General features: G+C 68.8%; 19 protein-coding genes and 3 pseudogenes. 9 read left to right on the forward strand and 13 right to left on the reverse strand.

The genetic code is table 11. From position 1 onward, the window contains the following. Positions 1-278: 278 nt before the first annotated feature. From OP79_RS45530 to OP79_RS45540, 3 genes are all read right to left on the reverse strand, one after another. On the reverse strand, positions 279-1655 hold the full coding sequence (locus tag OP79_RS45530; protein ID WP_033329075.1) for a pyridoxal phosphate-dependent decarboxylase family protein: 1377 nt from the start codon (positions 1653-1655) through the stop codon (positions 279-281). Between the two features lie 268 nt (positions 1656-1923). Next, complete coding sequence (locus OP79_RS45535) at positions 1924-2355, reverse strand: hypothetical protein (protein WP_033329076.1); 432 nt, start codon at positions 2353-2355, stop codon at positions 1924-1926. A 42-nt stretch (positions 2356-2397) separates the two neighbouring features. Further along, positions 2398-3993, reverse strand: coding sequence for an ISL3 family transposase (locus tag OP79_RS45540; RefSeq protein WP_033329077.1), 1596 nt, complete (start codon positions 3991-3993; stop codon positions 2398-2400). 304 nt (positions 3994-4297) lie between these two features. Here OP79_RS45540 and OP79_RS56240 point away from each other — a divergent pair, with 304 nt between their 5' ends. The 4 genes and pseudogenes from OP79_RS56240 to OP79_RS56245 all read left to right on the forward strand — a co-directional run bounded on the left by OP79_RS56240 (position 4298) and on the right by OP79_RS56245 (position 6241). Then, positions 4298-4498, forward strand: coding sequence for a hypothetical protein (locus OP79_RS56240; protein WP_033329078.1), 201 nt, complete (start codon positions 4298-4300; stop codon positions 4496-4498). A 214-nt stretch (positions 4499-4712) separates the two neighbouring features. After that, positions 4713-5510: a maleylpyruvate isomerase family mycothiol-dependent enzyme gene (locus tag OP79_RS45550; RefSeq protein WP_033329079.1), complete on the forward strand. Its 798-nt coding sequence runs from the start codon at positions 4713-4715 to the stop codon at positions 5508-5510. A gap of 199 nt (positions 5511-5709) precedes the next feature. Then, positions 5710-6010 (forward strand): annotated as a pseudogene (locus OP79_RS53110) (toxin Doc). Between the two features lie 69 nt (positions 6011-6079). Next, positions 6080-6241 (forward strand): hypothetical protein, encoded by a 162-nt coding sequence (locus tag OP79_RS56245; RefSeq protein WP_169786258.1) that lies wholly within the window; start codon positions 6080-6082, stop codon positions 6239-6241. A 523-nt stretch (positions 6242-6764) separates the two neighbouring features. Here OP79_RS56245 and OP79_RS58885 read toward each other — a convergent pair. The 3 genes and pseudogenes from OP79_RS58885 to OP79_RS45565 all read right to left on the reverse strand — a co-directional run. Continuing rightward, a pseudogene (locus tag OP79_RS58885) lies at positions 6765-6929 on the reverse strand (transcriptional regulator MoaR1); the annotation flags it as partial. 314 nt (positions 6930-7243) lie between these two features. Continuing rightward, positions 7244-8152: an NAD-dependent epimerase/dehydratase family protein gene (locus OP79_RS45560; RefSeq protein ID WP_033329081.1), complete on the reverse strand. Its 909-nt coding sequence runs from the start codon at positions 8150-8152 to the stop codon at positions 7244-7246. Positions 8153-8213: 61 nt separating this feature from the next. After that, positions 8214-9080 carry an alpha/beta fold hydrolase gene (locus OP79_RS45565; RefSeq protein ID WP_051745662.1) on the reverse strand — a complete coding sequence of 289 codons (867 nt, stop codon included), beginning with the start codon at positions 9078-9080 and terminating at the stop codon, positions 8214-8216. A gap of 72 nt (positions 9081-9152) precedes the next feature. On the opposite strand from OP79_RS45565, the gene OP79_RS45570 reads away from it, so the two are divergent. Continuing rightward, positions 9153-9617, forward strand: coding sequence for a MarR family winged helix-turn-helix transcriptional regulator (locus tag OP79_RS45570; protein ID WP_051745664.1), 465 nt, complete (start codon positions 9153-9155; stop codon positions 9615-9617). Between the two features lie 192 nt (positions 9618-9809). Here the strand turns inward: OP79_RS45570 and OP79_RS45575 are convergent, their stop codons facing one another. From OP79_RS45575 to OP79_RS45590, 5 genes are all read right to left on the reverse strand, one after another. Then, entirely contained in the window at positions 9810-10691 is an 882-nt protein-coding gene (locus OP79_RS45575) for an alpha/beta fold hydrolase (protein WP_033329082.1), read from the reverse strand. 55 nt (positions 10692-10746) lie between these two features. Next, on the reverse strand, positions 10747-10899 hold the full coding sequence (locus OP79_RS55740) for a hypothetical protein (RefSeq protein WP_157857501.1): 153 nt from the start codon (positions 10897-10899) through the stop codon (positions 10747-10749). A gap of 55 nt (positions 10900-10954) precedes the next feature. Beyond that, the gene (locus tag OP79_RS45580; protein ID WP_033329083.1) at positions 10955-11533 is read right to left on the reverse strand and encodes a TetR/AcrR family transcriptional regulator; all 579 of its coding nucleotides are present in this window, start codon (positions 11531-11533) and stop codon (positions 10955-10957) included. A gap of 325 nt (positions 11534-11858) precedes the next feature. Beyond that, entirely contained in the window at positions 11859-13394 is a 1536-nt protein-coding gene (locus OP79_RS45585; RefSeq protein ID WP_157857502.1) for a carboxylesterase/lipase family protein, read from the reverse strand. Between the two features lie 434 nt (positions 13395-13828). Beyond that, the gene (locus OP79_RS45590; RefSeq protein WP_033329084.1) at positions 13829-14695 is read right to left on the reverse strand and encodes a putative RNA methyltransferase; all 867 of its coding nucleotides are present in this window, start codon (positions 14693-14695) and stop codon (positions 13829-13831) included. Positions 14696-15250: 555 nt separating this feature from the next. Here OP79_RS45590 and OP79_RS55745 point away from each other — a divergent pair. The 3 genes from OP79_RS55745 to OP79_RS54730 all read left to right on the forward strand — a co-directional run bounded on the left by OP79_RS55745 (position 15251) and on the right by OP79_RS54730 (position 17872). Further along, on the forward strand, positions 15251-15403 hold the full coding sequence (locus OP79_RS55745) for a hypothetical protein (RefSeq protein ID WP_157857503.1): 153 nt from the start codon (positions 15251-15253) through the stop codon (positions 15401-15403). 138 nt (positions 15404-15541) lie between these two features. Further along, positions 15542-17212 carry an IS1182 family transposase gene (locus OP79_RS45595; RefSeq protein WP_033329085.1) on the forward strand — a complete coding sequence of 557 codons (1671 nt, stop codon included), beginning with the start codon at positions 15542-15544 and terminating at the stop codon, positions 17210-17212. Positions 17213-17263: 51 nt separating this feature from the next. Continuing rightward, entirely contained in the window at positions 17264-17872 is a 609-nt protein-coding gene (locus OP79_RS54730) for a transposase (RefSeq protein ID WP_106972650.1), read from the forward strand. On the opposite strand, the gene OP79_RS45605 is transcribed toward OP79_RS54730, so the two are convergent. Beyond that, on the reverse strand, positions 17842-19044 hold the full coding sequence (locus OP79_RS45605) for an IS110 family RNA-guided transposase (RefSeq protein WP_033329086.1): 1203 nt from the start codon (positions 19042-19044) through the stop codon (positions 17842-17844). The genes OP79_RS54730 and OP79_RS45605 overlap by 31 nt on opposite strands. A 262-nt stretch (positions 19045-19306) precedes the next feature. Then, a pseudogene (locus tag OP79_RS53120) lies at positions 19307-19525 on the reverse strand (transposase); the annotation flags it as partial. 531 nt (positions 19526-20056) lie between these two features. Here OP79_RS53120 and OP79_RS45610 point away from each other — a divergent pair. Further along, positions 20057-20977, forward strand: a complete 921-nt coding sequence (locus tag OP79_RS45610) for a hypothetical protein (protein WP_051745674.1) — start codon at positions 20057-20059, stop codon at positions 20975-20977. The last annotated feature ends 20 nt before the right edge of the window (positions 20978-20997 follow it).

Raw genomic sequence — 20997 nt, forward strand, 5'->3', positions numbered from 1 at the left:
CAGGGCGAGGTCTGGGCGGGGGACTGGACTGCGAGCGTCAGGACGGGCTGTGTGGGCCATGCGGTGGAACCTCCCGGCATGGGTCGCGAGCGATGGGCGCACTCTCGCACTGCCAGCACATATGACCGGTATATGCAATATATCCGTCACGTTTGACCCAAGGATGGCAAGGCGGATGCCGAGATCATCAGGGCCACGGCCAAAAACTGACGGAACTGGCTACTCCTCCAGGTCACCGATGCTCACACGCATCTCTCTCCCAATGAGTGCCGCCAGGATTACGACGCCCGCGCCAGCCGCACGATCGCCGCAACCGACTGGTCGACGTCGGCCTCTGTCGTGGCGTGGCCGGACACCGAGATGCGCATCAGCCGCCGGCCGCGCCAGGTGGTGGCGCCCACCCAGCAGGTGCCGTCATTCTGCACTGCCTGCACGACGTGGTCGGTGCGGGCATCGTCGCCGAAGCTGACGAGGACTTGGTTGAGTACCACGTCGTTGACCACCCCGAAGCCCGCCGCGGACAGGCCGTCGGCGAAGCGGCGGGCGAGAGAGCAGCAGCGGTCCACGAGTTCGGCGACGCCGTCACGGCCGAGTTCGCGCAGCGCCGCCCAGGTTGCGAAGCCGCGTGCGCGGCGGGAGGACTCGGCCGTGTAGTCGGCGCCACCGGCCGGAGTGCCGTCAGCGCGGGTGAGGTAGGAGGCCGTGTACGACAGGGCGTCGGCGTGGATGGCGGGGCGGGAACAGAAGGCGTAGCCACAGTCGTAGGGCACGTTCAGCCACTTGTGGCCATCGCAGGCCCAAGAGTCGGCCAGCTCGACGCCGTCGACGAGGTGGCGGGTCGCCGGGCTCGCAGCGGCCCACAGGCCAAAGGCGCCGTCGACGTGCACCCAGCCGCCGTGGGCGCGGGTGAGGTCGCAGGCGGTACGGAGGTCGTCACAGGCACCGGTGTTCACGTTGCCCACCTGGGTGCAGACGATCGTCGGCGTGCCCGGGCCGGACGCCAGCACACGGCGCAGGTCATCGGTGTCGAGAGCGCCGCCTCCATCGGTGCGGACCGTCTCCAGGCAGTCGGTGCCCAGGCCGAGCAGCCGCAGCGAGCGGTCGATGGTGGCGTGTCGCTCCTCGCCCGCGACCACCCGCAGGCGCGGGGCGCCGCCCAGCCCCTTACGCCCGACGTCCCAGCCAGCCTCGGTAAGTAGGTGCTGCCGGGCTGCCGCGAGCCCTGCGGTGTTGGCCGCCTGGCCGCCGGTGACGAACCCGGTGGACGCCGTGGCGGGGATGCCGAGCAGGTCCTTCAACCAGCCGCCCGCCGCCTCCTCCGCGGCGAGGGCGGCGGGCGAGAGCGCAGCGTTGAAGCCGTTCTGGTCCCACCCGGCGGCGAGGATCTCCGCGGCGGTGGCCGCGGGCAGCGCCCCGCCGACGACGAACCCGAAGAACCGCGGCCCCGCGGTGGCGACGAGTCCGGGCTCGGCGACGGCCACCAACTCGGCGACCACCGTGAGCGGGTCGGCGGGCGAGCGGTCCAGCGGGCGGGAGAAAGCGGCGCGCAAGGCTGCGTAGTCGACGGGCCGCGCCACCGCCCGCTCGGGCAGCGAGCGGCGGTAGGCGGCGGCGTGCTCGGCGGCGCGATTGAAGGTCCGGGTCAGCTCGTCCATGGCCGGACCGTAACCGCCCGTCCAAGCGGCCGGTAACGGCCAATGGGGGAAGATTGGACTGCCCTGCGATCCCTCAGCGCCAGCGGCGGGAAGCTCGACGGCCTGCGCCAGCACCGCACGAGAGCAGAGGCTGGCCCGTGACAGGAGCGGCCTCGGCCGGTCGGGTGTCGTCAGCCGAGTGGAAGGGCCAGGAGTGCTCAGCTTGCGGCAGGTTGATGAGGATCTGCGAAAACGGCTCTGTCCGCAGTTCCGTGATCTCGCTTGATCGTCAAAGTCTGGGCGGAGGCACGGGGCAGGGGTTTCCATCTGGTGAGCTGTTTGCCGGCCGTCCGGCCACCACGTAGTCGTGATACTCGTCCTGGACCAGGCCAGCGTTGACCCACCTTCCGCGTGCCGCTCCGGTGATGTCTTCGGCGGCTGCGAGGGCGGCAAGCGGGTCGTCGCGAGTCGCGACAAGGCGGCCGAACTCCTCTTCCTCATCGTCGGTGCAAAGAGGAGGGAACTCGACCACGTCAACGAAGGTCTCGTGACCGACGTCTGCCAGGGTGTGCAGGTAGATCTCGTAGCGGATCTTGGCCGGTTTGACCTCGATGTAGCGGATGCCGGGACGCTCGGGTGAGCCGGCAGGGCCGAGGAACTGCTCGATTGGTCGGCCCCGTCTCAGGGCCCCAAGGGCGAAGGACTCCGTCAGATAGCGCACGTGAGAAGCGTAGAGGGCCTGCGGGGACCGTCGGCGTGATGCTCATGGCTGGGTGAGGATGCGGGTCCGGAGGAGTTCGAAGGAGGCCCGACCATACATGGCTCGCTTGAGTGTTTTCACCCGGTTCACGTGCCCCTCGGCGACCCCAGAACTCCATTCCAGGGTGAGACCAGCGGTGACGGCGTCGAGGTCCTGGCGGAGGGAGCCGGCGAAGCCCTGCATCGGTTTCGGGGCGTCCTGTTCGGCCCGGCGGATCCACTCCAGCAGGAGGTAGCCGCGCCGGTGACGGACGAGATCGGCGAAGGCGCGGGCGAGGTCGCAGGCCCGGGTGATGTCCGGACAGGCGAGCCGGACCTCCAGCAGCCTCGGGTCCTGACTGTCGGAGAGGGTCTCGCGGGGCCGCATGATCCAGGAGGTGATCTTCCGCGGGCTGGGGATGTCGGCCCGGACCGGTTCGGCGGTGCCCGCCCGCAGAGCAGCGAGGTGCTTGCGGACCACCTGACGGCTGCCGCAGTAGCCGCGTTCGTGGATCTCCTGGAATAGGCGGGTACCGCTGACCTGGCCCTGTGTCTCGGTGAAGCGGGCGTTGAGGTATGCCTTGAACGGCTTCAGGACGCCGTTGGGGCGGCGGTCGCAGGCGGAGGCCAGCAGTTCGTCGAGGTCGGTGTCGCGGAAGCGGCGTACGGTCTTGCGGTCGAGGTTGAGGCGGCGGCCGATGGCGCTGATCGTCCAGCCCTTCTCCACCAGCCGGTGGATGTCCTCGTAGCGGTGACGGGTCCGTTCGATGATCTGGGTGCGGGGCAGTTCCGGCACCGGCAGTTCCGTCGGGGCCGGTTCCGGCACGGTCGGCTCCGTCTCTTGTTCGGCGTGTTTGCGCAGGCAGTTGCGGTGCTGGTGGCAGGTCTTCTCCACCGCGGCGGACAGGTTCTGCAGCAAATGCCACCGATCGGCGACCTCCAGGGCGTCCGGGGCGGCTTCCCTGACCGCCTTCGTGTAGGCGGTGGCCCGGTCCCTGCAGATGATCTCGGCACCGGGATGATCCGTGAGCCAGGCCGCGAACGTCTCCGAGGTGCGGTCGGGCAGCACGTCCACGACCCGGCCGGCCTCGACGTCGACCAGGACGGTGCCGTAGGTGCAGCCCTTGCGGAAGGCGAACTCGTCGACCCCCAGCACCCGCGGGGCGCGGTCTGGTACCGGCGGCGCCGTCAGGAGCCTGAGCAGCCGGGTGCGGCCGGCGGCAACCCGAAGACGCTGGCATAACCGTGCGGCCGGACGGCCGCCCAGCTCGACTGCGATCGACCGCAGCCAGCCCGTGAGCCCAGTGCTGGAGCGGCGGTGCCGCTCGGACAGGCCCGGCACCTGCTCGACGAACGTCTTGCGGGAACACTTCTTCCGGTCGCAGAAGTACCGGCGCACCCGGAGCCGGACGACGACCCGCCGGGAGCCCAACGGCCTTTCTTCCAGGCGACGTTGGTACGCGCTGTGCACACGTCTGGCCTGCTTCCGGCAGTCCGGGCACCGACCCGGCCGTCCGGTGGAAACCGCCTCCATCACCAAGGCACCGGAGGAGTCGCTCACCCGCTCCACCCGCACATTGATCCCGGGAAACAACACGTCCTCGACCGTCTTGCTCGCCACAGCAAGAAACACCCTGGTGAAACGATCCCACGTTCCCGCCGCTGACCTGGGGATTCACGGAACTGCGGCCAGAGCCGCGAAAACGGCCAGGCCCGCTCTCGATTCCCCACTTGGTTGCGCATGCATCGAAGGCCGGAGTCGCCCGTCCCCGTAGGGTCCGGCGGCACGTCGCCCCCGGTGAGGCGGTCCCGCTCCACCCGGAGGCGGTCGCGTTCGCTGACCACTACGACTTCGACATCGACGTCAGGAGATCCCCGAGGATCGGCTGGCGCCCGTCTACTCCTACGACGCGCTCGGTTCCTTCGTGGCCATCCCACTCGCCCAGGCGACCGTCGGCCCGCTCAGCGCCGCGATCGGCGTGCACACGACACTGCTCGGGGCCGCTGTGGTGATCCTCAGTTGCACCGTCGCCATGCTCGCGGTGCGCGACGTCCGCGCGCTGCGGATCAGGACCGCAAGTCCGGCCACCGGTCTGGTATCCGCCCCGGTGTCCGCCGCGGTCTGAGGTGTCCCGGCCGAACCCCATCCCTGCCGGCGCCGAAGAGGCCAGAGCACCCACAGGCACGACGCCGGGCGTACCGCCACCACCAGCGTCCTCGCAGCAGTGCGCAGCTTGTCACCCGAGCGGTGGGAGGCGAGGACGACGTCCGCAATGGCCAACCGGCGGCGACTGTGAAAATCGCTGTCCGATCACCGGAGCACGGTGATAGACATCCGGGGTGGAAAAGAGTCTTGAGTTCCCTGACCTGCTGCGACTGATCGATGAACGGTCGACCGCCTTCCGTGCCGCGGTCGCCGCCGCGCCCAGTCTCGACGCACAGGTGCCGACCTGCCCCGAGTGGACGCTGTTCGATCTGGTGAAGCACCTGGGTGGGGGAGACCGTTTCTGGGCCGCCATCGTCGGCGCGGGGCCTGCCGAGGCTCCCCCGGCCGAGGCCACCGCTGCGCGCGCCGCTCTGGAAGTGCCGCGGGAGCGTGAGGCCCTGCTGGCCTGGCTGGCCGCGTCGACGCAGCTTCTGCTGAGCGCCCTGCGCGAGGCAGGACCGGACGCCGGCTGCTGGGCGTGGTGGAGTGCCCTGCAGATGCCGCGGACCTCCGGCGGAGTCGCCCGGCACCGGGCCCAGGAGACCGCGGTGCACACCTACGACGCCCAGCTCGCCGCGGGCGCCCCGCAGCCGCTGCCGGCCGAGGTCGCCCTCGACGGTGTCGAGGAGTTCCTGTTCACCTGCGTCGCGACGCCCAGCGCATGGCCGCACAAGCCCACGGCCTTCGACTTCCACGCCGCCGAGGGCCCCTCCTGGCGCCTCACGGTCGACGGCGACGGCGCACGCTCCACCCGCGTCCCCGCGCCCATAGCCGCGACCGGCGAGGACTCGGACGCAGCCGGCGCCTCCATCCATGGCACGGCCAGTGAGTTGGTCCTCTACTTGTACGACCGTATCCCGGCCGACTCCTTGCACGTTGACGGAGACGCAGGGCTGCTCGACCTGCTCCGCGCCTGGGAGCCGGAGGAGTAGGACGTAGCGGGGGCGGTTGGCCGCGCCTCGATCCGGTAGGACATGACTCTTCGCCAGGTTCGACATCCCCGCCCGGACATCACGGCGGATCGCCGCGTACAGATCGACCTTGGACTTCGGTGGCACCGGCGCCCCTCACCATGCAGAGCATCCCCAGCCTCCCACCGCAAGCCCCCAAGTGGTGTCAAAACTCGGCGATATCACTCTCCGCCAACACCGGGTGGTGTCGCCGCCGATCGACAACCGGTGGCCCAAGCACCCCTCAATCCACGACTTCTCCAACCTCGTGGCCGCCGTCGCCCGCCACCGGGTTAACCCCCCCAGGTCGGCGTCGCCGTCGACAACGCCTGGCGCGCCGCGGCCCTGATGCACGCCATCATCCGACTGCGCCCCCTCCCGGCCCGCAACGCCCTGTACGCCGCCGCGATCGTCACGGCGTACATGGACGCCGTGACGACGGATACGACGCGGCCGACCGCATCCGCTCCTGGCGCATCTGACCGCCTGTCCGGCACCTGCTGCGTCGTCACACGTTGAGCACCGTGACCGGTTCGGCGAAGGAGGATGCCATGCCCGACACCCGCCCACTCGAGATCCCCACCGACTTCAATCGCTGGCACCCCAACGAGATGACCGAGTGGCTCGCCGGCATCGAGGACGACGAGACGATCACGGATGCCGACGTTGACCGCGCCCGCCAGGCCGTGCACCACGCTCTCGTCATCAAATAACGATCACGGTCGTGGCGTACGTTGAGGCGTAGGGGCCTCCCGAGAACCCCGCAGTAGCGCCCTGGACTTCCTTGGTCCGGGGCGCTACTGCTTCTCGCTGCTCGGTTGCAGGGCGGTGTGCAGTGGGGCGTGCTGTTCGCTGCTGCTCATGGGTGGCTGGGGGGCTGGTCTTGTGCTGGAGAGCGTTGACACTCCGGTCCGTCGGCCACTGGCCTGGGCGTTTCCCGCCCGCGGGAACGGTGTGCCCGGATCTGACACAGACCCACCGCACACGAAAAGCGGCGTCGCGCCCCTAGGGAGGGCGCGACGCCATTCTGATGGGCGGCCGGCCGCGCTACGAGGCGGGCGCGGCCATGGCCAGCCGGGGATGGGTTCTGGAGATCGTTGACCGCGGTGTCGATGTACTGCTCGAAGTCGGGGGTGTCGGCGCGGGTGATCTCGTGGACTGCCTTCATTGCCTCCCATGCCGCCACATGACGCAGGCTGCCGTGCCAGCTGTCGTCGATCGCGACCGAGAGGTAACATCGACGAGTTCGTCGGCCGTGACGGGGCGCCCTCGTCGCAGCAACAGCGCCACCAGCACCACTTTCTGCTGCGGCGACCCCAGGCCCAGCTCCCTCTCGCCGTCCCATGCCCTGACCGGCCCCAACACAGCAAAGTGTGTTGAAGCTTCAACGGCTGCGTTCACGGAGACGACTTTACAGCGGTTGTCTCCGCACTCGGTGAACTCCAGGCAACGTACGCACCCGTAGCCCCAAGCGTGCGCTCCCCGTCCACGCCGGCGACTGCGGTGCGGGTGTCTCGTCGTCGTCGGCGTGACGGTGGGGCAGCTGACGGTTGGACAGGGTTGTTTGATGAGTTCACTGGGCGGTTCGGTCGTGGAGGATCGCCGCCGGCCCGGGTCGCTGCCGTCGTGTAGCCGCCGATGGCTTCAGGCAGTGTGGTCAGCGGAACGCCGCGGGCGGAGCGCAACCTGCTGTGCGCCTTTGCCCCGCGCGTGTTTCAGTCGGTGCTCGACTGGTTGGCCTTCCATGCGCGGTAGTGCTGCTCAGGGTTGTCGGTGAACGAGACGTGGCGGGGGCACCAGCCGAGCAGGCGGTGGGCCTTCGCACTCGTGACGAGCTCGTCCTGGTCGGCGGCCATCTGCATCATCCCGCCGGCCTCCGCGCTCTCCAGGGTGATCTCGCCGGCGTAGCCGGCCGCGCGCAGGGCGACGCGCTGCACGTCCAGGGCGGTCAGGCGCTGGTCGTCGGCGACGACGAACACCTCGCCGTCCACGGAAACCGGGTTGTCGAGGATGCGGACGTAGGCGTCGGCGAGGTCGTCGACGTGGACCCAGCTCCAGCGCTTGGCGGTGTCGCCGTAGAAAACGGGTTTGCCTGCCTCGGCGGCGGCGAACCACTCGCCGGTCATGGAGGTGGTGGCGGGCCCTCCGTACATGAAACCGGGGCGGACCACAGTGTGCGCAAGGCCGCTGGCGGCCAGCTCCTTCTCCAGCGCGAAGCGGAAGCCGAGGGGACTTTCGGGGTTGCCGGGCGTGTTCTCGTCCATCAGCGGCAGGCCGGTGCGGCCGTAGGAGGAGATGCCGGTGGTGAACACCAGGTGCCGACGGCGCCCGTCACGCTCCTGAGCGGCGACGAGTTCGGCGAACAGGCGCTGGTCGCCGCCGAAGGGGTCGCTCATCTCCATGAGCAGGTGAACGACCGCGTCCGTGCCGTCCAGGTGGCCGCGCCAGGTCTCGGGCTTGGAGAAGTCGCCCTCGACGGGTGTGACCTCGTTGATCGTGAGGTCCTGGGCGGCCTGGCCAGTGGTGTCGCGGGTCAGGCCGAGGACGCGGTGGCCGGCACGGGCCAGGGCGGCGGAGGCGCGCCGGCCGGCATAGCCGGTGGCGCCGATGACGAGGATCTGCATGTTCGGTGCTCCGTGTGCTGTGTGTGGTGCGGTGTGTGTGCCGCGTGTGGTGTGCCCGCGGTCAGGCGGGGGTGGTGGTGAAGAAGCGGGCGAGCCGGTCGGCGGTCCATACCGGGTTGTCGGCAGCGAAGGTGTGCGCGGCGGCGGGAACGATGTCCGCGCGGACATCCATGGCCGCCTGGCGGGCGCCGTCCAGCAGGACGTCCTGGGGCAGGCCGTGTTCGCCGTTGAGGATCAGCACCGGCATCCCGACCGGGCCCCCGGCACGGGCGGCCCGGCCGTCCTCGACGAGCGTGGCGTAGTGCTCGAACCCGCCGCGCATGGCGTCGGTGCGGGTGTAGGCGCGCAGGAGGTCGGCGCGGTCACCGTCGGTGATGCCTCCTCGGGTCATCATCGACCAGAAGCCCGACAGGTACTGCTCCTCCTTGCCCGCGGTGAGCATCGCCGCCAACTCGCTCTGGGCGTGGAACCCGAAGTGCCATGAGCCGCCATTGACCGGGTTCATGTGCTCCTCCAGGCCGAAGCCGGGCAGGAACGCCTCGCTGAGCACCAGCCGGGAGACCTCGTCCGGGTACGCCTGAGCCCAGGCATGGACGGTCATCGAGCCCACGTCCGTTCCGACGACGAAGACGCGTTCGTGGCCGAGGTGCCGCAGCAGTTGGTGCAGGTCCTCGGCCTCGTCCCGCTTGGTCCAGTGCCCTGCCGGGATGGCCGAGTCGCCGGAACCGCGCAGGTCCGGTGCGACGACCGTGAAGCCCCGTTCAGTGAGGAGCGGCATAACGGCCCGCCATTCGATCCAAGTGAACGGCCAGCCGTGCACGAGGACGACCACGGGACCGGCGCCGCCTATCGCATAGTGCAGCCGGACGTCGTTCACCTCGGCGTGGACGTGTCTGAATCCGTCCGGTACAGGGGTTGCGGGATCCATGAGCCTCCCTCTCAGTTGCTTGCTTGAGCAAGTATTAATCTGATTGCTTGCCTCGTCAAATAAACTGGAGACATGGCCCCCGACATCGATCCCGCAGCCCTGACCCCCGACGAACTCCTTCTGTGGCGGAGCCTGGGGCGACTGGTCCACGCCCTGCCGCGCGCACTGGAGGAGGACATGGCCCGAACCGGCGTGACGATGACCGAGTTTGCGGTCCTGCTCCTCTTGAGCGAGGCCCCCGACCGGCGCATGCGTATGTCCGCACTCGCTGCCGCGGCCGGTCTCACACCCTCCCGCATCACCCGCGTGGTCGATGGGCTGGCCCACCACGGCATGGTCCGCAAGGAACGTCACGACAACGATCGACGCGGCAACCACGCCGTCCTCACGGACACCGGTCTGCACGCCATGCGCTCGGCCCAAGCCACCCATCTCGCCAGCGCACGGCGGCGCGTCCTCGACCACATCCCTGAGCACCTGGTGCCGGATCTTGCCCAGGCCCTTGCCGGGACCACCGAAGCCCTGTACCAGCCCTGAACTGCGGTGACATAAGGAGCGGAGGTCATGCACGGCTGTAGCCGAACAGCACCCCCCGCCAATCGCCTTTGCTCGGGCCGACCATGGAGGTGACATGGTCGCCGGAGTCGTAGTCCCGGCCGGATACAAAGACGAAGCGCGGGACTGCCTGGAGGATTGCGCGATCGCCAGTGCCGGCGATCGCGCGATCGGCTACAGGTGCGCAGCCAGGAACGGCCGGACCACGTCGGCCATCTCTTCGGGTACTTCCTCGGCGAGGTCGTGCCCGGCGTCGAAGACGTGGCCGGTGACGTCGTGGGCCATGAGCCGCATCTGGGACTCGTTGCGGTCGCCGATGAACGCCGAGCCGCCGAGCGCCAGCACCGGGATGTCGAGCTTCTTTTGCGCGGACTGCCGGTTCTGTTCGGCGTCTACGAGCATCGCCCGGTAGATCGCGAGCATGGCGCGGATACCGCCGGGCATGGAGTAGCAGCGCACGTATTCCTCGATCGCGTCGGGCGTGGCGCTGTCGGGACGGCTGCGCTCAAACTTGATCATGTAGGTGATCAGCTCGCGCTCGTGCCCGGCGATCAGCATCTCGGGAACGTCCGGCTGGAAGTAGAAGCCCAGATGCCACAGGTGCAGGCCGCTGGCGACGTTCTCGGGGGTGAGGGCGGTGTGGTCCTCGAAGCCGAAGCCGGGGAACAGGGCCTCGGCGAACACGAGAGCGTTGACGTGGTCGCGGTGGCGGGCGGCGAGCTGGTAACCGATCACCGCTCCCCAGTCCTCGCCGATCACGGCGTACGTCTCGTGCCCGAGGTGGGTCATCAGTGCGGCGATGTCGTCGCTCATCGTCGCGGAGTCGTAGCCGTCCGCGGGGCGGGCGGAGTCGCCGAGGCCGCGGAGGTCGGGTACGACGACGGTGTAATGGGGAGTCAGCTTCGAGACGAGGTGGCGCCAGTGGTAGCTGGTCTTGGGCACGCCGTGCAGCAGCACCACGGCGGGGCCGGACCCGGCCGTCCGGTAGTGCAGACTCGTTCCGTTGACGGCGGCACGGCCGGTTCGGACGGGCGCTCCGTCATGGTCGTACATCATGTTCTTTCAGCCTTCCCTGTTCCATGTCAGTCGCGGTGCGGGTGTCATGCGGGTGTCAGCCGGCCTGCGGCGGGTCGACCAGGGTCATCAGGCGGCTCGGGCCCCCGGCGCCCGCGGCCGTTCCGGCGGCGGGGTGGTCGACGGAGTGCAAGGTGAGTTCTCCGGAGTTGTCGATGGGAGCGAGATGGCGCCGGGTGATCCCGTGCATGCGGGTTCCGGCGCCTATTCTTGATCGTTCGATACAGATTCTGGTCATGAAAAAGTCAGTCGAGGGCGGCCAGCGCGACCTCCACGAGGGGTTCGAGGGCCTCGAGGTCCGGCGTGATCTTCGAGGAGACCAGTAGCCCGTTGAGGAAGGTGACGAGGTAGGCGGCGAGCGTGTACGGGTCGTGCCGCGCCGCGATCTCACCCCGCGCCCCCGCCACCCGCAGCACCTCGGCGAGGGCGTCCCGGCTGGCATCCTGCATGTCCCGCACGATGCGCCGGACCGACGGATCCTCCGGCAGGCGCTCGCAGGCGGCATTGACCACCAGGCAGCCCCGGCCGCCCTGCTCGACAGCGATGCGCATCCGCTCGACCAGTAGCGTGCGGATCGCCGAGCGGGCATCAGCACCCTCCTCCAGGCTGCGCAGGGCAGCCGCCGCGAGGGTGGTGCGGTAGTGCTCCAGCGCGGCACGGTACAGGCCGTCCTTGTCGCCGAATGCCGCGTACAAGGAGCCCTGCCCGATCCCCAGGTGGCGGGTCAGGTCGCGCACCGAGGTCGCCTCGTAGCCACGCGTCCAGAACAGCTCCATCGCGCGGCTCACCGCCGCCTCGGTGTCGAACTCCCGGGTCCTTGCCATGGCACCACCGTAAGGTATCTGGATCGTACGCTCAAGAAAGTGCTGCCCAGCGGGCGATCCCCAGCGCCGCCGTGCGCACGGCCGGGACGAGCCGGTCGACGGCGGCTCGAGAATGCGCCACGATGCCGAGCGCGGGGCCGGCAGTCGGCCGTCCAGGCCGAGCACCGGGGCGGCGACGGACACTGCCCCCAAGGCCATCTCCTCGTAGGAGTAGGCGACTATCGCTTCCCGCCGCACGGTTGATCGTTTCCCGGTAGGAGATGCCTCAGTCCCACCAGAAGTCCCAGGCGGCAGCGACCAGGAGGGCGTCCTCCTGTGCCGGGCATCAGGACGTGGGAACGCCTGCCTGTGCGGCGAGGCGGTCCGGGTTGGTGGTGAGCCAGTCGTAGCTGATGCTGTTCCAGAACGAACACTGGTGTCGATCCGCGTACACCTCGGACTTCATGGCCTGGCTGTCATCACCGGGCAGCAGAGACAGGTACTTGCCGCTGCGGTATGACGGCCAGGCTGCCAGTCCTCCGGTCGTGGGGTTCGCGTGCTTCACGAACGCGCCCCAGTAGCGCACCATCGCCCTGGACAGCTGCTGTTGCTCCGGAGTCAGCAACTTCGAGGTCTCCATGGGCCACAGGTAGCCGAGCTCGCTGGCATGTGGGGCGCCGGAGTCGAAGCCGGCCGGAGTCGTCGCGAGGGTGGGTGGGTGTGGGTCGTCGAACTCGTAGAAGTACGTCTTCGGTTGCCGATTGGCGAACTGGGCCGTGAGGTTCTGGTACTGGCAGCCGCCCAGTCCGTAGAAGACGCTGCTGTCGCCCCACAACGTGCCGATGGCGTACGTCGCTGTGTACGGGCTGTCGTAGGCGCTGTAGGGGTAGTGCGCGAGTACGGCGTCGGCCTGTGCGCCGAACTCCAGCCTGACCGCCCGCTCGTACTGACCCTTCGTCGCGTTCGCGAACGGCAGTGCCCATTGGCGCACCTCGTCGCGGGTGCTTCCGATGAGGAGGGGGACATTGTGGATCCGGCCGGTTCGTACGGCAACGCTCGGCGCGAGGGGCAGTTCGGGAACCCCGGACACGGGAAGCGGACCGGTCAGGATGCCGCCGACGAAGCCGCTGTCGGCGGCCCGCAGTTCGTTCGCCGACTTGGCCCGTAGACAGGCCACGCTGGTCGCCGGAACGGAACAGCCGACGGCCGCGGCGTAGGCATCGCCCTTGGCGGTGGCCTGTGCGGCCGTGAGGCTCGGGCACCCGCCGCTCTGAATGATTGCACCGGCGAACAGATCGCGCGCCGGAGGTGAGGACAGCAGAGCGCAGACGGAGTGGCCGCCGGCCGACTCGCCCGCGATGGTCACGCGGCCCGCGTCCCCTCCGAAGGCACCTATGTTGCGCTGCGTCCAGCGAAGAGCCGCCTCCTGGTCGAGCAGGCCGTAGTTGCCCGCACCCTGCCTGCTCAGCCCGGGCACGTCGAGGAAACCGAGGACGCCCAGCCGGTAGTTGATCGTGACGACCACTACGTTGTTGGCCTTCGCGATCTGCGAGCCGTCGTAGAGGTCACCGGCACCACTGGAGAAGCCCCCGCCGTGGATCCAGAACAGCACCGGCAGCGGGCGGTGCGTTCGCCGTTCGGGGGTGTAGACGTTGAGATACAGGCAGTCCTCGCTCATGCCCGGGCCGGTGCTGGTGGGCGACTGCGGGCAGCGTGAGCCGTACGCGGTAGCCGACCGCAGGCTCGACCAGGCGGAAGCGGGTGCGGGTGGCTGCCAGCGTCTGGTACCGACCGGTGGCGCGGCGTACGGGATGCCGAGGAACCGATCGACCCCGTCCGCCGTGGACCCCGCGACCGAGCCTTTGTCGGTGGAGATCGTCAAGGGGCGAGGGGCCGCGGACGAAGGTACGGCCGATACAACGGTCAGCAGGGCGAGCAGACTCACGAGAGCCGCAAGTTCTCGTCGAACAATGGAGCGCACTGAACCTCCCGAGAGGCAGGATCGAGCAGGAAATCCACATGCTCCGTTTCGAGCAACGGGTGTGCAACGCAGCCAGTCCGCTCAACGGACCTGCACCTTCAGATGCCTCAAACATCGGGAGACGAGGGCAGTGCTTGGCATGAGGGCTTCGGCGCCAGATGCGGCGGTGACCAGCCCCAGACGCGTCGGCGTTCGTCACGGATTCTCGGCTGGGTGCGCGTCCGGGCTCGTGAGATAGGGCGATGAGGACCAGAACGCACACCCGGCTCCAGCGCCTGACCTGGGAGGCGGAACAGGACGGCGGGAATCGACCGCCCTGTTCCGCTCCTGGTCGTTCACCGCGGTCGGTAGACCGATACGACGAAGGACGCAGTCGCCTGGAAGGGTGTGCCCAGTAAGGCGATCCGCCGGCGCAGTACGTCGGGGTTGATGTGGCGGGCGGTGGGGCCCATGAAGGACATGGCTTCGATGTCCTGGGCGGTCAGGGTCATGACGTACTTCAGTGCTTCGGTGTGATCGGGTTGGAAACGGGCGGAGAGTGTGCGGCGAAGGCGCTGTTCCTTGGCCGGGTCGACCGACAGCAGGCCGAGGTGCCGCTGGAGTTCGCCGAGGTGCTGCGGTGTGGGGGTGACGATCAGTAGCGCACCGCTCGGCTGGAGGATGCGGTGGAATTCGGGGCCGTTGCGGGGTGCGAAGACGTTGAGCACCAAGTCGACGGCGTGGCTCTGTACCGGAAACGGTTGCCAGATGTCCCAGCTGGCGGCTCCTGCGCGGGCGTGGGATCGGGCTGCCCTGCGGAGAGCGTACGGGGATGTGTCCAGCCCGAGACCGACGGTTGCGGGGAGCGCCTTCAGGACGGCGGCGAGGTAGTAGCCGGTGCCGACCCCGGCGTCCAGGACGGTGCTGTCGGGCGGGCAGAGCGCCGCGGTGAGACGGGCAAGAGTACGCGCGAGCGGTGCGTAGTGGCCGGTCTGCAGGAAGAGAGTGCGGGCCTGGACCATGGAGGCAGTGTCCACGCCGGTGGAACGCCGGTTGCCAGCCAGTAGGCCGGCATAGCCCTGCCGGGCGATATCGAAGGAATGTCGGCTGGGGCACCGCAGCGCCTGGCCGACAGGCTTGAGGCGGTCGTGGCACAGCGGGCAGAGCAAGATGTCGAAGGGCCTGTGCTGCGCTTGATGGCGCGCGTTGGGTGAGGTAGGCATGGTTGTTCCTCAGCAGCGGTGGGCTGCGTGGTCGGCGGAGCATGGATCCGGAGCCGTTGGCGTGCGTCGACCGGCCGTGATACCTGCAGCGCCGCGCTGAGTGGGCGCCCCGTTCACCTGGCCACTGCCCAGCGGAGGACCGCAGGACGGATGTGTGGTTGGGGCATGGGGAGTGACATCAGCAGGCGATGGTGGGCACGCCAAGAGACGCGACGTCGTCAGAACTCTCCGGTTCGGGCCGGATGGTCAACGCCGCTGTCGTCTCCGCCGTTTACAGAAAGACGTGCGGGATGCTGGTACATGCCATGCCCCGAGGCTACAGCGAATCGGTGGCACAACAGCTGTTGGGAGAAGGGACCGACAGATCCGTCGGCGTCGTCGCTCTGGTTTCCACCGCGTCGCCAGACGGGCCGCCGACGCCGTTCACGCTCCTCGTTTCCCAACTGCCAGACGTGGTTTGGTGTTTGGGTGTTGGGGACGTCTGGCGCTCCCTACGGTGTCTGGCGTCAAGACTGTGGCGCTGTCGGTCGGCCAGGGCGGATGGGTTTCGCCGGCATGAATGAGGCCGCTGCGACGCCGAGGTTGCGGACGGCCGCGGCCTTCCGCACCCGCAAGGCCGATCACCTGCGGCAGCGCGACCTGGCGGCTGAAATCGCCGTGACGCAGGGGCAGAAGGGCCCGCAGGCGGAGAACATCACGCCCGCCTGACCTCGCGGCCAGGACGTCATCAGGGCCCCGGAGCGCGTACGCGGACGCTGTTGGTTAATTCGGGGCCTGGCGTGACGTCGGCCTTCAAGACCCGGTTGTGGTCTTGGAGGCCGACGTTGTCGTATGGGGTGGGTGCGGATGTCGATGCAGCCGAAGGAATCTGGAGAGATCCCGGCGGAGACGGTGCGGGTGGTTCGGGCCGCGTTCCCGAAGGGGAGCCTGGCGATCCGGGTGCGGGACGAGCTGGGATTGTTGTTCACAGACGAGGACTTCGTGGATCTGTTCCCGGTGCGGGGCAGGCCTGCCTGGTCACCGGGTCGGCTCGCACTGGTACTGGTGTTGCAGTTCGTCGAAGGGCTCACCGACCGGCAGGCTGCGGAAGCGGTCCGGGTCAGGATCGACTTCAAATACGCACTCGGCCTCCGGCTCGACGATCCGGGGTTCGACTTCTCGGTGCTGTCGGAGTTCCGGGACCGGCTGGTTCAGGCTGATGCCGGGCGGCGGGTGCTGGACGGCATCCTGGTCGCGGCCCGGGAGAAGGGCCTGCTGAAGACGGCGGGCCGGGCCCGCACCGACGCCACGCATGTGCTGTCGGCGGCGCGTGAGCTGTCCTGGCTGGAGATGGTTGCCGAGACGTTGCGCTCGGCGCTCAACGCGATTGCCCAGGATGCCCCGGACTGGCTGACGCGGGTCGCGGAGCCGGACTGGTTCAGGCACTACGCCACCAGGGCCGAGGACTCCCGGTTCCCCAAGGCCCGCGCCAAACGCAATGAGGTGGGCTTGCGGGTCGGTCGTGACGGGATGCGTCTGCTTGAGGCGGTCTTCGCCGCAGACGCACCGGCCGGCCTCGGCGCCCTGACGGAGGTGGAGACCTTGCGGCAGATGTGGGTCCAGCACTTCCACCAGGTGGAGGACGAGGTGAGGCGGCGGGACCCAAAAGACCGCCCGCCGGGCGCGTTGCGCCTGGTCACCCCCTATGACACCGAGGCCCGGGGCAGCGTCAAACGGGACACTCTGTGGGACGGATACAAGGTCCACCTGATCGAGACCTGCGAGCCGCAGACGCCGAACCTGATCACGAACGTGGCCACCACCCTCGCCACTGTCCACGACAGGGTGAGCGTCCCCGAGATCCATGACGCGCTGGCCGAACGGGACTGCCTGCCCGACGAGCACTGGGTCGATGCCGGATATCCCACCGCCGGCCAGGTCGTGACCGCCCGGCGGGAGCACGGCATCGTCCTGCACGGGCCGATGGCCGCCAACACCGCCGCGTCGGCCGACGGCTCTTTCGGACAGGACGCCTTCGCCATCGACTGGGACCGCGAGCGGGTGACCTGCCCGAACGGCGTCGTCAGTACGCAGTGGGCCGAGCGGCGTTCCCAGCAGGGCCTGCCCGTCATCCGGGTCCGCTTCAGCCCGGCCGACTGCCGCCCCTGCCCTCACCTGCGCGACTGCGTCAACTCACCCACAGCCCAGCGCCGCGAGCTCAACCTCCGGCAGGGCCGCGACGAACACGAGACCGTCCGCACGGCCCGAGCCGAGCAGCGAACCGATACCTGGAAGGAGCGGTACAAGATCCGTGCCGGTGTCGAGGGCACCATCTCCCAGGCCGTCGGGCGCTGCGGCCTGCGCAGATCCCGCTACCGAGGCCTCGCGAAGACCAGCCTCCAGCACCAGCTCACCGGCGCCGCGATCAACCTCGCCCGCATCGACGCCCACATCACCGTCCAACCACGAGCCCGCACCCGCACCAGCCACTTCGCAGCACTTCGCCCCGCCGATCAAACGATCGACGGGGCGAAGTAGGCAGGCCCCGGATTAGCCAACAGCGTCTGCACCGGTGCGGGCCCCACGCGCGTGATCGGCGACTCAGGGCAGGTAACCAGCGCCCATGACGGCGAGTTCGTCGGGAGTATCGGGGCCGAGCTGCTCGGCCATGGCGCGCAAGGCACGGACCGGATGGCCACGGGACGTCCGCGTGTGTCGGACCGGCAGGTCATCAACGGGATGGTCTACAAGATCCGCACCGGCATCTCCTGGCGTGACCTGCCGGAACGCTACGGGCCATGGCAGACGGTCTACACCTGCTTCCGACGCTACGCCCTTGACGGCGTGTTCACTCAAGCCCTGCAGCAGATCCAGGCTCGCGCGGACGCGGCCGGCGATATCGACTGGCTGGTGCAGATCGACTCCACGATCGTCCGCTCCCACCAGCACGCCGCCGCGACGGGGCGAAAAGGTGCCCCTATGTCTTTGGTCAAGGTGGTCGGGTCGGTGTCGGGTGGGTCTGGCAGTGTGGCTGTCGTGAGTGATGACGTGTCTGTTCGGGGGTCGGCTGATGAGGGCATGCGTCCGTGCGACTTCTGTGGTCACCCGGTCGTGATCGACTCGGTCGACGAGCGTGACTGCCCGGTGTGTGGCGAGGGTGCTGAGGTTCAGCCCGAAGTAGCCGGCTGGGGTTCGTAGAAGGTTCCGTCGCGGAGCATGGCGAAGAGGACGTCGGCCCGGCGCCTGGCGAGGCAGAGCAGGGCTTGGGTGTGGTGTTTGCCTTGGGCGATCTTCTTGTCGTAGTAGGTGCGAGAGGCCGGGTCGGCCAGGGCGGCGAACGCGGAGAGGAAGAAGGCCCGTTTGAGCTGCTTGTTTCCTCTCCGGGATGGTTGTTCGCCGCGGATCGACGAGCCTGAGCTGCGGGTTGCCGGGGCGAGTCCGGCGTAGGCGGCGAGGTGGGCGCCGGACGGGAAGCTGGATCCGTCGCCGACGTCGATGAGGATCCGTGCTCCGGTCCTGACGCCGATCCCCGGCATGGACGTCAGGACCTTGGAAAGAGGGTGGGCCTCCAGGAGTTCCTCGATCCGTGCGGCGAGGAGTTTGCGCTGGTCCAGGACGGACTGGGGCGAACTTGCGAGGCTGGGGACGATCAGCGCAGCTGCTTCAGTGCCCGGGACGACAACGGTCTGTTCGTCGAGTGCGGTGAAGATGTCCTCGATCAGTCGCTCGGCCATCCGCGGCGCCTTGGGACGTATCAGGGTTACGAGTCGGCGGCGTCCGGCTTTGCGGATCTGGGCCGGAGAGCCGAACTGGTCCAGCAGTTTGAGCACGGCCGGGTGCTGGATCCGCGGTCCCAAGACTCGTTCCAGGGACGGGTGGATCTGGGTGAGGAGGCCGCGGAGCCGGTTGGCGATCCGGGTGGACTCGCCCGCGAGATCGTCGTCGAACCCGGCGATCATCGCGAGCTCGGCAACGGTCTCGTCCGCGAGATCGATGGTCCTCAGGGTGTGGGGCATCGCTCTGGCGGCGTCCGCGATGATGAAAGCGTCGCGGGCGTCCGTCTTCGCCTCGCCAGGGTAAAGGTCGGCGATCCGCCGCATCGTGAGTCCGGGCAGGTAGGCGACGGGGCAGCCCGCGTCCCGGGCGACTGCCAGCGGCAGGGCCCCGATGGAAGCCGGCTGGTCGACGACCACCAGTACCGTTCCGTGCTTGGCCTGGAGCTTGTCGAACAGCTCCCGCAGCTTTGGTTCGCTGTTGGGCAGCGGCTTGCCGAAGACCTTCTTCCCCGCCTGGTTCACGGCGGCGGCATGGTGATCGCCCTTGCCGACGTCCAGGCCAAGATGAACGTCGATGCCCGTCTCGTCCGACATGCCTTCACTCCCGCGCTCGCATTCCTCCCGGCCTCACCTGCGGCATCAGCGTGCCAGCATCCACGTTACGAAGAGACTGCCCAAAGGGCGCTCGTGCCTCTAATCAGCGGTCTGCCAATGCCTCCGACACCGGCGACACCACCTTTTCGATCATCTCGACTGGGGGACCGAGTCATACCGGGGCCGGAGGCCGGGAGCCCTGTTTCAGGGCCACGAAGACGGTAACGGGGACCCACCGGCCGGACGAACCGGACGATCACGCCAGGTAGGCGCGGAAGCCGCGGGAACTGTAGGCCTTGTCCGCGATGACCTGGTCGGGCCTGCAGCGCGGTCGTCCGACGCCGCTGCGCGGGACGTGGATGCGTTCCAGGAGGGGCCGTGCACAGATGCTGTCGTGGCGTTGGCCGGGTGTCAGCAGGATCGCGAGGGGACGGCCACGGCCGTCGCAGGCCAGGTGGATTTTGGTGGTCAGTCCGCCTCGCCGGTCGGCAAACGCATCACCGCCCGCATCGCCCTGTCCGACGACCCCGATGGTGTCGTCACCGGACGCCGCCCCCAGTAGCAGGCAGCACTCCCACTGGCCCCGCTGCTGTTGTGCCTGGCGGCTTGCCGTGAAGCGGCGGGTAGTGGGCGACGTCGGCGGGGGACAGGTCGGGGTGGGCGCGGTACCTGTAGTAGGAGTTCTCCTCGGGCCGACTCACGCTCATCGCATCAGTGATCACCAACCGGACAGACCCATCTGATCAACTGATCAACCCATCAACCCACGCCCGGTGGAACGCCTTCCAGCGCCTCGCCCGCTGCTGCGAACGCCGCGCTCCCGTCATCGAGGCGCGACAGCCCCGGGGCACGAAGCTCGATCCGTGGAGAGGATGCCACTGCGGCAACTCCGCGGCCGGCGAACGTACGTAGCCGATTGCGTAGTTCTACTGATTTCTTCAGCGTCCGCTTAGGAAAGGGTCTTGATCGAGGGTGAACCGTGCGACCGGAAAGCCACTGAGCACAGGTCAGGATGATGACGTTTCTGGAGTCTGCAGGAGACCGGGTACGGTGGCTGGTCCGCGCCGTCACCCCGACGGGAGGTGACCGGCCGGCTCGGTATGCCGCCGCTCCGGTCACCGCCTTGCTGGCGGCCGTCGCGCTGCTGACGGTCGGCTGTTCGGGCGACGGAGACGGCACCGACGCATCGGCCGCCACGCCCTCCGCGACCGGCACTGCCACCGCTGCCCCGACCACCCCGTCGGCCACGCCCTCCCCGCTCTACCCGACCAACGCCAAGGGCTGCCACCCCAACGGGAAGTGGACGACGGAACAGGTTGTGCGCTGGGTGCGAATAGCGGCCGATGCCCCCGCCGCAGGCGTCGACACCTCCAAGGACCCGGTCACGATCGACGAGAGCATGCAGGGCTACTCCGGCCCGCTCTGCGAAACGGTCACCGTTCAGGTGGAGTTCTGGAAGCTCACCTACGGCGGCGCCGGACAGTACACGACCAGCGCCACGGGGGCCCCACCGGACTACTACTTCGACATGGACTCCGTGAAGCGGACCGAGTTGCGCGTCGACGGACGCAAGGAGCAACTCGTGAAAACGCCGGAGAGGCTCTACGCCGGCGACCGCAGCGTCTGCGTGGGCGCCCTGGTCGCGGTGTACGTCGGCAGGCCCCTCAAGAGCAAGGAACTGCCCGAGCAGATCAGCACCGGGTCCGGGGTCCTCAGCATCGCTGGCGGGGACGTGAAATTCAGGACCGATCGGGTGGCCGAGTACCAGCTGTCGCCTCCAGCGGCGCCGAACGTCTGCAGCCCCGAGGGCAAGCCCACCGCCGATCCGTACGACGTGCCCGACACCACGGGTGTGCCTGACCCGCTGTACCCGACGCCGACGTTCAGCTTCGACGTGAACGACGTCCTGCGCTCCCCGAGTTACGGAGATTGAGCATGTGGGGAACCGGCGAC

The organism is Streptomyces yerevanensis (assembly GCF_000716805.1).
Classification (GTDB): domain Bacteria; phylum Actinomycetota; class Actinomycetes; order Streptomycetales; family Streptomycetaceae; genus Streptomyces; species Streptomyces flaveus.